Raw genomic sequence first — 13,118 nt, 5'->3', positions numbered from 1 at the left:
TTCACCGGGCGTGGAGTCGGGCCGCGATGGCGGCGCGCAGCTCCTTCTTGCTGACCTTGCCGATGCCGGTGGCGGGGAAGGCGTCGACGAACTCGACCCGGTCCGGCACCTTGTAGTCGGCGAGCCCGCGCTGCCGGACGAACCGCTTCAACTCGACGCCCTTCGGCGGCCGTTCGCGGTGCTCGGGGCGCAACACGACGTAGGCGCAGGTGCGTTCGCCGAGGTACGGGTCGGGCATCGACACCACGGCGGCGTCGTGCACGGCCGGGTGGGCGAGCAGGTGGTTCTCGATCTCCTCGGCGGCGACCTTCTCCCCGCCCCGGTTGATCTGGTCCTTGGCGCGCCCCTCGACCACCAGGTGGCCGCTGGGCAGGCGCCGGACGAGGTCCCCGGTGCGGTAGAAGCCGTCCGCGGTGAAGGAGTCGGCGTTGTGCCCGGGCGCGTTCCAGTAGCCGCGGATGGTGTACGGGCCGCGGGTGAGCAGGTGGCCGGTGACGCCGTCGGGCAGGTCCCGGTCCTGGTCGTCGACCACGCGGACCTCGTCGTCCGGAGAGATCGGCCGGCCCTGGGTGGTGGTGATCAGCTCCTCCGGGTCGTCGAGGCGGGTGTAGTTGACCAGCCCCTCGGCCATCCCGAACACCTGCTGGAGCGTGCAGCCGAGCACCGGCCGGACCCTTCGGGCGGCCTCCTCGCCGAATTTGGCGCCACCGACCAGCAGCACCTCCAGACTTTCCAGGTCCGACCGGTCCGCCCTCCGCTGGAGGCCGTCGCGCTCGGCGGCGTCCAGCCAGAGCAGCGCGAGCGGCGGCACCAGCCCGGTGATGGTCACGCCCTCGCGCTCGATCAGCGGGAAGGCCGTCTCCGGGCTCGGCTGCGGGCAGAGCACCACCCGGCCGCCCGCGTACAGGGTGCCGAGCGAACCGGGCGAGCTGAGCGGGAAGTTGTGCGCGGCGGGCAGGACGCACAGGTACACGCTGTCCGTGTCGAGCGCACAGATCTCGACCGAGCCGCGCAGCGAGTAGAGGTAGTCGTCGTGGGTGCGCGGGATCAGCTTCGGCACACCGGTGCTGCCGCCGGACAGTTGCAGGAACGCTACGTCCTCCGGGTGGGGTTCGGCCGAGGGCCCGGGGCCGTCGCAGGGCACGTCGGCGAGCCGGACGTGTTCGCCCGGGTCCTCGCCGGCCACCAGCACCAGCCGCAGCGCCGGGTTCTCCGCCCGTACCCGGGAGGCGAGTCGGCGGTAGTCGAAGCCGCCCTCGACCGCCGGGACGACGTAGCCGGCGGCACCGGTGAAGGAGCAGAAGTGGCCGATCTCGGTGTACCGGTGGGCGGGCAGGGCGAAGACCGGCAGCGCGCCGATCCGGAACAGCGCGAAGACCACCTCGAAGAACTCGGCCACGTTGGGCAGTTGGACCACGACCCGGTCGCCGCGCCGGATCCCCCGGGCGAGCAGCCCGGCGGCCATCCGGTCGGCCCGGCGGTCGAGTTCGGCGTACGTCCAGCGGCGCCCTGGCCCGGCGGGGTCGACGACCGCGATCCGCTCGCCGTGCGCGGCGGCGCGCTCGCGCAGCATCCGCCCGAAGGTCTCGCCGCGCCAGTGGCCGGCGGCCCGGTAGCGCTCGGCGAACTCGGCCGGGTGCGGGGTGAATCCGTCCGGCGGCGTCACCGCGGCACCCCCGCGGCGTCCAGGAAGGTGCGGAACTTGGCGCTGGTCTCGGCGAGTTCGTCCTCCGGCCGGGACCGGTCGACCACGCCGGCGCCCGCGTACACCCGCAGGGTCCGCTGGTCCGCCTCCGCGCAGCGGATGGTGACCACCCACTCGCCGTCGCCGTCCGCGTCGCCCCAGCCGACCATGCCGGTGTACAGGCCGCGGTCGAACGGTTCGACCTCGCCGATCACCCGGCGCGCGACATCGGTCGGCGTGCCACAGACGGCCGGGGTCGGGTGCAGCGCGGCGGCCAGTTCGAGGGCGGAGACCGCCGGGTCGGCCAGCTCGCCGCCGATCGTGGTCGCCAGGTGCCACATCGCGGCGGTGCGCACCAGGGTCGGCCGCTGCGGCACGTCCAGGGTCCGGCAGTACGGCTCCAGCGCGGTGCGGATGGCGTCGACGACGACGGCGTGCTCGTGCAGGTCCTTGGGCGACTCCAGCAGCGCGGCGGCGCGCCGGACGTCCTCGCCGAGGTCGGCGCTGCGCGGCACCGAGCCGGCCAGCGGGTTGGCCAGCACGGCCGTTCCCCGGCGGGAGACCAGGAGTTCGGGGCTGGCGCCGATCAGTGTGCGGCCGCCGCCGGCGGGGAGGGCGAAGGTGTAGCCGCCCGGGTCTCGGCGGGCCAGTCGCTGGAGGATCGCAGGCAGGTCGAGCGGGTTCGGGGCGCTCAGCTCCAGCGTCCGGGCGAGCACCACCTTGCTCAACTCGCCCGCGCGCATGCGTTCGACGGCCGCGGCGACGCCCGCGCCGTACCCGGCGGGTTCGGGGACGGGGCGCACCTGCCAGTCCACCCGGTCGGCGGGCGGGGCGGGCAGCGCGATCAGCGGGTCGTCGCGCAGCGCGCCGGCTCTGCGGACCCGGGCGGGGACGGCGAGTTCGGCCCGGCCGTCGTGGTCGAAGGCCACCGCGCCGATCACCAGCGGCCGGTGGACGCCGGCCCGGCGGGCCTCGGCCAGGGTGGCGGCGACCCGGGCGGGCAGCGGACGCCCGTCCTGCGGCACCCGGGCGTGCACACCGGTGGTGAGCAGGGTGCGGGTCGGCGTGGCGAGGAAGGCCTCGTCGGGCATGGCCCGGTACTGGCCGAGCAGCCCGCTGGCCGCACCGATGGCGGCGTGGCCGGGGCCGGGAGCGGGGCCGGCGGGGGCGGAAGCAGCGGGGGCAGGGGCGGAGGCGGGGCCGGAAGCGGCGTGGCCGGCGGCACCCCCGACGGGGGCGTGGTGCACCGTGGTCACCGTGGGTTCTCCAGTCTGGGACGGGCTGGAACGAGCGGGGAAGGTGGGGAAGGCAAGGGACAGTTGGGCGGGAGAGGCGGGGAAGGCGGCCAACGCGAGGAACAGGCCCGGCACGGCTGCCGAGCGACGCCGCCCGCGAGCGGGCCGGACGCCGCCCGCAAGCAGCCCGGGAGCCGGCAGGTCGGCAGGTCGGCGGACGGGAGTCCGGCGCGCAGGTCCGCGGACGGGATCAGGCGCGCAGGGTCGCTCCGCCGTCGACGTACAGGTCGTGCATGGTGATGTGCCGGGCCCGGTCGGAGGCCAGGAAGACCACCGCCTCGGCGACGTCGGCGGGTGCGGCGATCCGCCCGAGCGGGACGCCGACCCGCCAGGCGGCCAAGTCGCCGTCGACGACCCGCTGTTGGGCCGCCTCCTGGTCAGCGCCCCAGAGCGCGCGCTGCATCGCGGTGTCGGTCGAGCCGGGCGACACGATGTTGCAGCGCACGCCGGAGCGGGCGAGTTCGAGCCCGAGGCAGCGGGTGAACATGGTGGCCGCCGCCTTGGACGCCGCGTAGGCGGCCATGCCGGCCCGCGGCACTCCGGCGGCGTTGGAGCCGACGGTCACCACGGCGCCGCGGCCGCGCGCGGCCATCCGGCGGCCGACCGCACGGCAGGTGTGGAAGACGCCGGTGGTGTTGACGGCGAAGGTCTCCGCCCAGTCCTGGTCCGCGAGTTCGACGGCGGGCGCGGTCCGCAGGATCCCGGCGACGTTCACCAGGGTGGTGACCGGCCCGAGGTGGCGTTCGATCTCCTCGACGGCGGTGTCCACCGCCCGGGTGTCGGCGACGTCCAGGACGTACGGGCGCACGGCGGGCAGTTCCGCCGCGAGGGCAGTGAGCGGACCGGGGTCCCGGTCCACGGCCGCGACGACGGCGCCTTCGGCGGCCAGCGCCCGGGCCACCGCCGCGCCGATGCCCTGCCCGGCGCCGGTGACCATCGCGACGGTACCGACGAATTCGGACTGTTGCACGGGACATCCCCTCCGACCAGCAAGATTAGGCAAGCCTAACCTAACACAACCGTTCGCTTACGCCGAGCGCCTGCGCGATCGTCAACTCGGCCCAACCTTCGGCGACTCCACTCCGGATCGCGACGTCACTCGCCGCGAATCTGGACGCAACGTTGCGTCCAGTGCTAGCTTCCGACTCACCGAAGCGCAACGCAACGTTGCGTCCACTTTCGCTTCCCGGGGGAACACCCGTATGCCCTCTTCGACTCCAGCCACTCCCATCACGCCGGCCGCGCCGGCGACCGCCGGTGGTGGCGTCGGCCGCGCCGCCGTCGCCCTGACCTTCTGGGTGACCATGGCCGGCACCACCGTCCCGACCCCGCTCTACCCGCTCTACCAACACGCCCTGGGCTTCACGCCGTTGACGGTCACCGTCATCTTCGCCGTGTACGCGGCCGGGGTGGTCACCGGGCTGCTCACGCTCGGCCGGCTGTCCGACGAGATCGGCCGCCGCCCCGTGCTGGCGCTCGGCCTGCTGCTCGCCGCGGGCGCCGCCGGGCTCTTCGAGGCCGCCGACTCCCTCCCCTGGCTGCTCGCCGCCCGGGTGCTCTCCGGCCTCGCCGCGGCCTTGATGACCGGCGCCGCCACCGCTGCCCTGCTCGACCTCGCGCCGCCCGCACGCCGGGTCCGCGCCCAGACCCTCGCTCTCGCCGCCAACATGGGCGGTCTGGCCGGCGGCACCCTGCTGGCCGGCGTGCTCGCCGAGTGGGCCGGCTCGCCGCTGCGACTGCCGTGGACGGTGATGCTGGTCCTGACCGGCGTCGCGCTGGTGGCCCTGCTCGCGGTGCCGGAGACCGTCGCCCGCCCGACCGGCTTCCACCCCCGCCTGCAACCGCTGCGCGTGCCCGCGCCGGTGCGCCCGGCCTTCCTGCGCGCGGCGGTGGCGGGCGGCTCCGGCTTCGCCGTCCTCGGCGTCCTGACCGCGGTCAGCGGGCTCTTCCTCGCCACCGTCCTCGGACTGCACAACCACGCGCTCGCCGGGCTCGTCGTCTGCCTCGCCTTCGCCGCCACCGCCGTCGGCCAGCTGCTCGCCCGGGCCCTGCCGCCCGCCCGCGCCCTGCCCGCCGCGTGCGCGGGCCTGGTGCTGGCGGCGGCCCTCGTCGCCACCGCACTGATCACCTCCTCACTCGCCCCGCTGCTGCTCGGCGCCTGCCTCAACGGCCTCGCCACCGGCACCGCCGTCGCCACCGGGCTCGGCACCGTCAACGGCGGGGTGCCGCCCGAGCGGCGCGGCGAGGCGGTCTCCGCGTTCTTCGCGATCCTCTACACCATGCTGTCGGTGCCGGTGGTCGGCGTCGGCCTGCTCATCCGGGCCACCGACCTGCGGACCGCCGGGGTCGTGTTCAGCGCCGTGGTCGCCGCCCTGGCACTCGCCGTCGCAGCCGGGCTGGCCCGCCGGACCCCGGCCGCCCAGCCAGGCGGACAGCCGGGCGCCACCCCGGCAGCGGCCCCGACCGCAGCCCCGGAAGCCACCTCGAACCCCGCACGGAAGGCATGAGAGGATGACCCCGGCCGACCAGACCCCGCGTGAGGACCCCAGCACCATCACCAGCCAGCCCCGCCCCGCCACCACCGGCACCCGCGCCACCAGCGGCCGCCGCAGCGAGGCCGCACGCCTGGCCGTGCTGAACGCCGCCGACGACCTGCTCGTCGAGCACGGCTTCGAAGCCCTCACCATCGAGGGCATCGCGGCGGCGGCCGGGGTCGCCAAGCAGACCATCTACCGCTGGTGGAAGTCGAAGGTCGACATCCTCTTCGACAACCTCGTCCTGGACGCCGAGACCGCGCTCGCCTGGCCCGAACCCGCCGACCTGCGCGCCTACGTCCACCGGTACGCCCGTTTCCTCGCCGAGCAGCCGGCCGGCCAGGTCCTGCTCGCCCTGCTCGGGCACGCCCAACTCGACCGCCGTACGGCCGAGTTGTTGCACGACGGCTTCCTCGACGGGCTGCGCGCCCGGGACGTCACCCAGGTCCGCGAGCTCCTCGGCCTGGACGAGGAGGCCGCCGCCGTCCTCCTCGACGCCCTGCTCGCGCCGCTCTACCACCGCGTGCTCGTGCTGCGCCGCCCGCTCGACACCGACTTCGTCACCGCCGTGCTCGACACGACGCTCGACCAGCACCTGCCGCGCTGACCCTCCTCCCCTCTCCTTCCGGCCCGTGATCACCCCGGGCCCACCCCAGGAGTCACCATGTTCCGACTCAAGCGCCCCATGCACGACGTGGAGCTCAAATCCGTCGCCCCGCTCACCAGCACCCTCGTCCGGCTCACCCTGACCGGCCCGACCCTGTCCACCTTCGCCATCGAATTCCCTACCCAATGGGCGAAGTTGGCCATCCCCGGCGGCCACTCCCGGGCCTACACGCTGCGCCGCCACCGCCCCGACCGGGGCGAGCTGGACCTGGACGTCGTCCTGCACGGCAACGGCCCGCTCTCCCGCTGGGCCGCCACCGCCCGCCCCGGCGCGCCGGCCAAACTGAGTGCGCCCCGCGGCCACCGGCCCTCCTTCGACGGCGCCGCCCGCATCCTGCTGGCGGCCGACGAGAGCGGGATCCCGGCCGCCCTCACCATCCTCGAACAACTCCCGCCCGGCACACCGGTGGTGGCCCACTTCGAGATCGCCACCGCCGCCGACACCCTCCACCTCGCCACTCGCGCCGACGTCACGCCTGTCTGGCTGCCACGTGAAGGCGCCTTCGCCAAGGGCGAGTTGCTCGCCCGGTCGGTCAGCACCGTGGAGCTGCCGCCCGGGTCCGCGGCCTGGCTCGCCGCCGAGGCGACGGCCGTCGACACCGCGCGCCGCCACCTGCTCACGACGGGGGCGGTGTCCCGCGACCGGCTGCACGCGAAGGGCTACTGGCGGAGGGGCAAAGCCTCATGACCGCGTCGGTGTAGAGCTCGTTCGTCACCTCGCCCTCGTCGACGCCCAGTTCGCCGAGCACCCGGCGGACGGCCGCCAGCGCCCCGGCCAGTTCGGCCGCGCCGTCCGCCGCGGTCTCCACCTCCAGGAACACCCCGTCCAACCGCGGCACCCGGACCAGGGTCACCAGGAACCGCCACCCCTCGCGCTCCAGTTGGTAGTTCCGGCAGCGCTTCTCGAAGACCAGCCGGGGCGCTAGACCAAGGCCGCGCACGATCGCGTGCGCGGCCTCGGCGTCCGCCACCGCCGTCTCGTGCTCGGGCTTGGACCCGGAGGCCTGGTCCACCCGGGCCTCCTTGTAGGTGAGCAGCGCCCGCCGGCTCCCGTCCGCGGACACCACCTCGCGGATCCGCAACTCCCGGTCGCCGCCGAGCAGTCGACCGTCCGGCGCGTCGTAGTAGGTGTCCCGGTACACCTCCGCCCGCCCGGGCCCGCACGCGCTCTCCAGCCGCCGCAGCACCGCCCCGGGTTCCCGCACCCGCGCCTTCAGCTCCGCCTCGATCATCACTCCGCCCTTCCCGGACCGACCGGCGTGCATCATCCCGTATCCGGGGTGGGGGGGGGGAGGGCGGCGAGCGGGGGGACGGCGGCCGGCACTCGTCCGGCGGGTTGCGGTTCGCGGCCGCACCGGCCCGGGCGCGGTCCCGGACGGCGGGGGTGCCACCCCGAACGGCGGCCCGATCCCGCACGGCCCCGGCGCGGCCCCGGACGGCCGGGGCGGAGGGAACCGACCACCGCCCGCCGACGGCGGGTCAGTGTGCGGGCGGGGCCGGGGTGAGGCCGGTGCAGCCGCGCAGGCTGTCGCGGCGCTTGAGGGCGGCCTCGGCGGCGGCGCCGGTGACGGGAACGGGGACGCCCTTGTCGTCGATGGTCGCCGGGGTGAAGGCCTCGCCGGTCACCTTGCCGTCCCGGGTGAGGGTGAGGGTGGTGACGCCAGTCTCGTTGGAGAAGGCGTAGTTGGAGGTGCCGTACCAGAGGAAGTTGCCGAAGCCGTAGCCGACGTAGGTGTTGCCGAGCATGCCCGAGCCGACCATGGTGTGGGCGTGGGTGCCGACCACGGCGGTCGCGCCGGCGGTGGCGAGCTTCTTGGCGACGGCGGTCTGGGCGCTGGTCGGGCAGGCCTTCCCCTCCTCGCCCCAGTGCAGGTAGACGAGCACGACGGGCGCCTGCTGCTTGGCCGCCTCCACCGCCTTGACCAGCGCGGGGACGTCGAGCGCCGAGGCGATGCCCGGCTTGTTGGCGCCGGCCCGCCACTTCTGGTTGGTGATGTCCTCGACCTGGCTCGCGGCCACCACCGCGACCTTCACCCCCCGCACCGTGGTGACGTACGGGGCGTACGCCTCCTTGGCGTTGTGGCCGACGCCGATGACCGGGATGGGCGAGGAGTCCTTGGCGGCGAGGGTGTCGGCGAGGCCGTCGGCGCCGAAGTCGACGGCGTGGTTGTTGGCCATCGAGACGATGTCGACGCCGGAGTCCTTGAGCACCGAGAGCGCCTTGGGCGAGGTGCGGAAGGTGTACGTCTTCGCCTCGGGAGCGCCGCGCCCGGTGATCGCGGTCTCCAGGTTGAGCACGGACAGGTCGGCGTCGGCGAGCGTGCTGGAGATCGCGCCGAGCGCCTGCTCGGGCGGCTGGACGGTGAGCCGGGCCTCGGTGCGGCCCTCGAAGTGGACGTCCCCGGCGAACGCGACGGTGATGCTGCCGTCGGGCCGGGGCGCGGCCGGCGTGGTGGCCGGGGCCCCACCGGGCGCCGCGCCGGGGGTGGACGGCGGCGCCGCTGCGGCGGCGGACCCGGGATCGGCCGGGGCGGCGGAGCCCGGGGCGGCGGCCGGCGCCGGGTCGGGGTCGTCCGGTCCGCAGGCGGCGACCGTGGTCAGGCCCACGAACAGCGCGACGGCGGCCGCGGCACGGCGCATGAGTGTTCCCCCCGAGGTTGATACAAGAGCAGTCAGCCTACGCCACGGCTTCACCACTCCTCCGCCCAGGATCCACATCAATACGGACACAACACGACACAACCGCGCGGCCAGCACCGCCAGCCCCACCAGCCCTACCAGCACCGGCCACCCCGGTAGGACCTCCCGTCCCGGTCGCCGTCCGGACCCGGCCACGGCGTCCCCTCCGCCCCGCTGCGGGCGCGCGCAGCGGGGTGGAGGGGCAGGGTGGAGGAGGGGGTGGTGGCGCGGAGGTGTTCTCGCCGGAGGTGGTACGTCATGGGCAGCAACGAGCCCGTCCCGATGGTCGGCACCGGGCCCGTCCCGCGCCGGGTGCACCGGATCGTGGTCGGGATCGACGGTTCGGCGCCGTCGAAGGCCGCGTTGCGCTGGGCGGTCGGCCAGGCCGTCCTCACCGGGGCGTCGGTGCACGCGGTGGCGGCGTGGGAGTACCCCTCGCTGTACGGGTGGTTCGCGCCGACGGTGGACGACGGCTTCGAGCAGGCCGCCCGGCGCACCCTGACCGCCGAGGTGGACGAGGTGGTGGGCCGGGAACGGCCGGTGGAGATCGCGGAGAGCCTGGTGCTCGGCCACGCCGCCGAGGTACTGCTGGCGGCCTCCGAACAGGCCGACCTGCTGGTGGTGGGCAGCCGGGGCCGGGGCTCCTTCGCCCGGACCCTGCTCGGCTCGGTGAGCGCGCGCTGCGCGGTGCACGGCAGCTGTCCGGTGGTGATCGTCCGCGCCGACGGGACGGCCGTCCCGCCCGGCGCGCAGGCCGAGGCCGAGGCCGGCGCCGAGCCGGAGGCCGTCCGCACCAAGGACTGGCAGCTCAGCCTGCACGTGGTGGAGGACCGGGACACCACTCGGGTGCACGCCGTCCTGGACGCCGACGGCGACGTCCTGCACAGCGACGCCCTCGCCCGCCGCAACCCCCGCGACACCCCGTCAACGGCCGTCGGCGACGAGTTCGCGGTCGGCCGCGCCCTGGTCGACCTCGGCCACCAGTTGCTGCGCGCCGGCGTCCACGGCGCCACCGGCCCCGCCGAGGACTGACCACCCGGACAGTGGACCCGACTGAGCATCCGAGCCGAGCACCCGAACTGGGCACCCGAGCAGCGGACCGCCGGGCGACCGACCGGGCCTCCCGCCCGTGCGCCATGCTGGAGCGCCGACCCGCGACGCACCCCGGAGCCGCACCCGACCATGGACGAACCCGACAACCCCGACAGCCCTGACGACGCCACCCCCGACCACACCCCCGCCCCCACCGAGGACTTCACCCCCGCCCAGCGCGCCCGCGGCCGCGCGCTGCGCCGGGCCCAGCTGCCGTGGGCACTGGGCGGACGGCTGGCGGGCCTGGCGCTGTCCCTGCTGCTCGGCTTCACCCCGGCCGGCGCCCACCTGGTCACCGTCACCGGCGGCTGGTTCGGCGGCTCCCGCACCGCGCAGGTGCTGGCGGGCGCGGCCGCGCTGGTCGTGCTCGGCCAGGCGGTGCAGCTGCCGTTCGGCGCCGGGGTCAGGGTGGTCCGGTCCCGGTTCGGGCTGGTGACGCAGGGCTGGGCCCGTTGGGCGGTGGACGCGCTGCGGGCCCTGGCGCTGGGCCTGGCCCTCTTCCTGCCGCTCGCGCTCGGCCTGTTCGCGCTGACGGCCTGGTCGCCGCAGCACTGGTGGCTGCCCGCGGCGGGCGCGGCGGCGCTGCTCACGGCGGCGTTGTCGTTCCTGTACCCGCTGCTGGTCGAGCCGGTGTTCAACCGCTTCACCCCGATGGCGCCGGGCCCGCTGCGCACCGACCTGCTGGGGCTGGCCGAGCGGGACGGGGTGCGGGTGCGGGACGTCCTGGTGGCGGACGCGTCCCGGCGGACCACCGCGCTGAACGCGTACGTGTCGGGGCTGGGTGCGACCCGCCGGATCGTCGCGTACGACACGCTGCTGTCGACGGCCGAGCCGCGCGAGGTGGAGCTGGTGGTGGCGCACGAGCTGGGGCACGTCAAGCACCGGGACGTGCTGACCGGCACCCTGCTGGGGGCGCTGGGCGCGGCCGTGGCGGTGGCCGTGCTCGGCCTGCTGAGCACCTGGGAGCCGCTGCTGGCGGCGGCGGGGGCGACGGACGCGGCCGATCCGCGGGCGCTGCCGTTGCTGGCGGGGTGCGCGGCGCTGCTGGGCGCGCTGTCGGGGCCGGCGCAGTGCGCGGTGAGCCGCCGGATCGAGGCACGGGCGGACCGGCACGCGCTCGAACTCACCTCGGACCCCGAGCAGTTCATCGCGATGCAGCGCAGACTGGCACTGGCGAACGTGTCCGATGTCGACCCGCCCCGGCTGCTTGAGCTACTGTTCGCCACTCATCCGAGTGCGAGCCGCCGGATCGCCGCCGCCCGCGCCTGGCGGGCGCGGGGCTGATCACGCGGCGGTACTCGCACGGCAGTACTCGCGGGGGCGGCACTGACGGGGCGTCCCCGCGGGGCGGCACTCGCGGGGCCGACCGCGCGCGCGAACCATCCGGAGATCCGTTGTATAGTGCAACAAAATCCCGAGGAGGTAGGACCGCCGTGCCCGGCCGCGAGTCGTCCATCGACACCATCCAGCGCGAGCTGACCGCCTTCGCCCGCCGTGCCCGGCACAAGGCCTCCCAGCTGCACCCCGACCTCTCCCTGGTCACCTACAGCATCCTCGACCTCATCACCGAGCGCGGCGGCTGCCGGGCCGCCGACGTGGCCGCGCACTTCATGCTCGACAAGTCCACCGTCAGCCGCCAGGTCACCGCCCTGGAGAAGCTCGGCCTGCTGCGCCGCGAGGCCGACCCGGACGACCAGCGCGGCCAGATCCTGCGCGCCACCGAGGCCGGGCTGACCCTGCTGCGGGACGCCAACGAGCAGCGCCGGATCGCCTTCACCGCCCGCCTCTCCGACTGGTCCGACGAGGACATCGCCCGCTTCGCCGACTACCTCACCCGCTACGGCGCCGAGGGCTGACACCCGCGGCACGGCGGGCCCCCGCCCTCGGGGTGCGCCCCACCGCCCCCACGGTGTACAGAGGAGAGGTGCCACCTCGGCAGCGTCCCCGTGACCCACGCCCCCGCGACCGCCGCCGGCCGTGGCGGACCGACCGCCGCATGCTGACGGCACTGCCGCTCGCGCTGATCGCCGTCATCACGGTCGTCGACATCGTCTCCCCACCGCAGATCCACCTCGGCCCGCTGCTGATCGTCGCCCCCGCCCTGACCGCCTCCTTCGCCGGCGCGCGGGCCACTGCCGGGGTCGCCCTGCTGGCCCTCGCCGGGCTCACCGTCATCGGCCTGGCCCGGGACGGCCTCACCACCGCCAACCACGAGACCCAGCTGGGCGCGCAGATCGTCGTCTCGGTCCTGATCGTCGCCCTGCGAGTGCTGCGCGACCGGCACGAACGCGAACTCGCCCGGGTCCGCTCGGTGTCCGAGGCCGCCCAGCGGGTGCTGCTGCGCCCCCTGCCCGACCGGATCGGACCGCTGCACCTGGCCTCCGTCTACCTGGCCGCGGAGGCCGAGGCCCAGGTCGGCGGCGACCTGTACGCGGCCGCCCGCACCACCACCGGCACCCGGCTGCTGGTCGGCGACGTCCGCGGCAAGGGCCTGTCCTCGCTCGGCGACGCGGCGCTGCTGCTCGGCGCCTTCCGCGCCGCCGCCCACCTGCACGCCGACCTGCCCGCCCTCGCCGCCTACCTGGACGGCAGCGTCTGCTGGGACCTCGCCCAGCTCGGCGAGCAGGCCCGCAGGAACCGCCTGACCACCGGCGACGGGCCCGAGGAGGAGGCCGCGCCCGACGACGCCGGCGAGTCCTTCATCACCGCCGTCCTGCTCGACATCCCGGACGACGACTCCGTCGTGCGGCTGATCGACTGCGGCCACCCGCCCCCGCTGCTGCTGCGCCCCGACGGCATCACCACGCTCGCCGCCCGCCACCCGGCGCCGCCGCTCGGGCTCGGCGAACTGGCGCCCGCCCGGTACGAGGTGGAGGTCGTCCCGTTCCGCCCCGGCGACCGGCTGCTGATCTACACCGACGGCGTGATCGAGGCCCGCGACGCCCGCCGCCGCTTCTACCCGCTCGAGGAACGGGTCGCCGCCTGGCAGTCCGACCGCCCGGCCGTCCTGCTGCACCGCCTGCGCCGCGACCTGCTCGCCCACGTCGGCGGCCACCTGGACGACGACGCCGCGATGGTCGTGGTCGAACGCCTGCCGGCGGACGGGTGACGGCTAGCGGTGAGGCGCGGGCCGTCCTCGTCACGGCTCGTCCGGACGACCGACGCGCC

General features: G+C 75.4%; 12 protein-coding genes. 7 read left to right on the top strand and 5 right to left on the bottom strand.

Annotated features, from left to right (window positions below):
• Position 1: 1 nt before the first annotated feature.
• The 3 genes from ABTY15_RS21350 to ABTY15_RS21340 all read right to left on the bottom strand — a co-directional run bounded on the left by ABTY15_RS21350 (position 2) and on the right by ABTY15_RS21340 (position 3,949).
• Complete coding sequence (locus ABTY15_RS21350; RefSeq protein WP_350595488.1) at positions 2 to 1,666, bottom strand: (2,3-dihydroxybenzoyl)adenylate synthase; 1,665 nt, start codon at positions 1,664 to 1,666, stop codon at positions 2 to 4.
• On the bottom strand, positions 1,663 to 2,814 hold the full coding sequence (dhbC, locus tag ABTY15_RS21345; RefSeq protein ID WP_350595685.1) for an isochorismate synthase DhbC: 1,152 nt from the start codon (positions 2,812 to 2,814) through the stop codon (positions 1,663 to 1,665). The genes ABTY15_RS21350 and dhbC overlap by 4 nt, the downstream gene beginning before the upstream one ends.
• 355 nt (positions 2,815 to 3,169) lie before the next feature.
• Complete coding sequence (locus ABTY15_RS21340) at positions 3,170 to 3,949, bottom strand: 2,3-dihydro-2,3-dihydroxybenzoate dehydrogenase (RefSeq protein ID WP_350595475.1); 780 nt, start codon at positions 3,947 to 3,949, stop codon at positions 3,170 to 3,172.
• Between the two features lie 232 nt (positions 3,950 to 4,181).
• Between ABTY15_RS21340 and ABTY15_RS21335 the strand changes: the two genes are divergently transcribed.
• The 3 genes from ABTY15_RS21335 to ABTY15_RS21325 are packed head-to-tail and all read left to right on the top strand — an operon-like array spanning position 4,182 to position 6,867.
• Complete coding sequence (locus ABTY15_RS21335; RefSeq protein WP_350595465.1) at positions 4,182 to 5,486, top strand: MFS transporter; 1,305 nt, start codon at positions 4,182 to 4,184, stop codon at positions 5,484 to 5,486.
• A gap of 4 nt (positions 5,487 to 5,490) precedes the next feature.
• Positions 5,491 to 6,120, top strand: coding sequence for a TetR/AcrR family transcriptional regulator (locus ABTY15_RS21330; RefSeq protein WP_350595456.1), 630 nt, complete (start codon positions 5,491 to 5,493; stop codon positions 6,118 to 6,120).
• 57 nt (positions 6,121 to 6,177) lie between these two features.
• Positions 6,178 to 6,867, top strand: a complete 690-nt coding sequence (locus ABTY15_RS21325; protein WP_350595445.1) for a siderophore-interacting protein — start codon at positions 6,178 to 6,180, stop codon at positions 6,865 to 6,867.
• Here the strand turns inward: ABTY15_RS21325 and ABTY15_RS21320 are convergent.
• Together ABTY15_RS21320 and ABTY15_RS21315 are read right to left on the bottom strand one after the other, a co-directional pair.
• A complete protein-coding gene (locus ABTY15_RS21320) occupies positions 6,797 to 7,411 on the bottom strand; it encodes a class IV adenylate cyclase (protein WP_350595437.1) in 615 nt (204 codons plus the stop codon). The genes ABTY15_RS21325 and ABTY15_RS21320 overlap by 71 nt on opposite strands.
• A 247-nt stretch (positions 7,412 to 7,658) precedes the next feature.
• Positions 7,659 to 8,819: a CapA family protein gene (locus ABTY15_RS21315; RefSeq protein WP_350595430.1), complete on the bottom strand. Its 1,161-nt coding sequence runs from the start codon at positions 8,817 to 8,819 to the stop codon at positions 7,659 to 7,661.
• 297 nt (positions 8,820 to 9,116) lie between these two features.
• Between ABTY15_RS21315 and ABTY15_RS21310 the strand changes: the two genes are divergently transcribed.
• The 4 genes from ABTY15_RS21310 (at position 9,117) to ABTY15_RS21295 (ending at position 13,059) form a co-directional block, all read left to right on the top strand.
• Positions 9,117 to 9,890 (top strand): universal stress protein, encoded by a 774-nt coding sequence (locus tag ABTY15_RS21310; RefSeq protein WP_350595421.1) that lies wholly within the window; start codon positions 9,117 to 9,119, stop codon positions 9,888 to 9,890.
• A gap of 150 nt (positions 9,891 to 10,040) precedes the next feature.
• The gene (locus ABTY15_RS21305) at positions 10,041 to 11,234 is read left to right on the top strand and encodes a M48 family metalloprotease (protein WP_350595413.1); all 1,194 of its coding nucleotides are present in this window, start codon (positions 10,041 to 10,043) and stop codon (positions 11,232 to 11,234) included.
• Positions 11,235 to 11,383: 149 nt separating this feature from the next.
• Positions 11,384 to 11,806 carry a MarR family winged helix-turn-helix transcriptional regulator gene (locus ABTY15_RS21300; RefSeq protein WP_350595408.1) on the top strand — a complete coding sequence of 141 codons (423 nt, stop codon included), beginning with the start codon at positions 11,384 to 11,386 and terminating at the stop codon, positions 11,804 to 11,806.
• Between the two features lie 140 nt (positions 11,807 to 11,946).
• The gene (locus ABTY15_RS21295; protein WP_350595396.1) at positions 11,947 to 13,059 is read left to right on the top strand and encodes a PP2C family protein-serine/threonine phosphatase; all 1,113 of its coding nucleotides are present in this window, start codon (positions 11,947 to 11,949) and stop codon (positions 13,057 to 13,059) included.
• The last annotated feature ends 59 nt before the right edge of the window (positions 13,060 to 13,118 follow it).

Origin of the sequence: Kitasatospora sp. NPDC097643 (assembly GCF_040302625.1) — a bacterium.
In the GTDB taxonomy this organism is placed as follows: Bacteria; Actinomycetota; Actinomycetes; order Streptomycetales; family Streptomycetaceae; genus Kitasatospora.
Note: the sequence above shows the minus strand (reverse complement) of the source record. Positions and strands in the feature narration are given on the sequence as shown.